Raw genomic sequence first — 1,473 nt, forward strand, 5'->3', positions numbered from 1 at the left:
ATCCGGCGGTGACCGGCAAGCCGGCCGGCGACGACCTGCGCTCGGGCAAGCGCACCGTGCTGATCGCCGAGGCGGTGGAGTTGGCCGACAACTCGGACCCGCTGGCAGCCAAGCGGTTACGCGCCTCGATCGGCACCGCCCTCACCGACGCCCAAGTCAGTGAACTCTGCGATGTCATCAAAGCGGTGGGCGCGCTGGCCGCGGTCGAGGACCGTATCGACCTGCTCACCCGCCGCGCCCTAGCCGCGTTGGCAGCCGCACCCATCGACGAAGCGGCCAAGGCCGGACTGTCCGACCTGGCCCGGCTGGCCGCCAACCGCTCTGCCTGAACGCCCATGGCCACACCGACAGCACCGACAGCCAGCCGGGGCGCCAGCCTCTCCCGGCACCTGTCGCGGCTACAGCGGTTCGCTGCCAGCCGGGAGTCCGGGCCGGCCTGGTTGGGCTGCCTGGGCGCGATGCTGATCACCACGGGCGGGTTAGGGGCCGGCAGCACCCGGGTGCACGACCCGTTGCTGGAGTCGATGCACCTGTCCTGGCTGCGTTTCGGTCACGGGCTGGTGCTGTCCTCGGTGTTTTTGTGGTCCGGTGTCGCAGTGATGCTGATGGCATGGCTGGGGCTGGGGCGACGCGTCATCGCTGGCAGCGCAACGGAATACACTATGGTGGTCAGTACCGGATTTTGGCTGGCGCCGTTGCTGTTGAGCGTGCCGGTGTTCAGCCGTGACACGTACTCGTATCTGGCCCAGGGCGCGCTGCTACGCGACGGCCTCGATCCCTATCTGGTCGGCCCGGTGGAAAACCCGAACCCGTTGCTCGACGACGTGAGCCCCATCTGGTCGGCGACGACGGCGCCCTACGGCCCCGCCTTCATCCTGGTCGCCAAGTTGATTACGGTCCTGACCGGCGACAATGTGGTGGTCGGAACCATGCTGCTGCGATTGTGCATGCTGCCGGGCCTGGCGCTGCTGATCTGGGCGGCACCGCGGGTGGCACGCCACGTCGGTGGCGGGGACGCCGGTGGCCCGACCGCGCTGTTCATCTGCGTCCTCAACCCGCTGGTGATCATCCACCTGATGGGCGGGGTGCACAACGAGATGCTGATGGTCGGCCTGATGATCGCCGGCATCGCACTGACCCTCGATCGTCACCCTCTCGGTGGTGTCACGCTGGTGGCCGTCGCCGCGGCGGTCAAGGCCACCGCCGCAATTGCGCTGCCGTTTCTGCTCTGGGTGTGGATGCGGCAGCTGCGAGACCGGCGCGGGTATCGGCCCCTGTGGGCTTTCGCGGCGGCGGCCGCTGCGTCGGCGGTGATTGTCGTCGCAGTGTTCGCTGTGCTGTCGGCGCTGGCCGGCGTGGGTCTGGGCTGGTTGACGGCGCTGCTGGCCGGCAACGTGAAGATCATCAACTGGCTGACCGTGCCGACCGCGGTCGCGAACCTGACGCACGCCGTCGGTGGCGTGTTTTTCCCGG

General features: G+C 68.7%; 1 protein-coding gene and 1 pseudogene. Both read left to right on the top strand.

Features of this window, described 5'->3' with window-relative positions; translation table 11 throughout:
• Nucleotides 1-329: pseudogene (locus tag AC2VOP_RS20305) on the top strand (polyprenyl synthetase family protein); the annotation flags it as partial.
• Nucleotides 330-335: 6 nt separating this feature from the next.
• A partial coding sequence (locus tag AC2VOP_RS20310; RefSeq protein ID WP_486962641.1) for an alpha-(1->6)-mannopyranosyltransferase A occupies nt 336-1,473 on the top strand: 1,138 nt, incomplete at its 3' end.

The organism is Mycobacterium sp. TH-M106, from assembly GCF_057473765.1.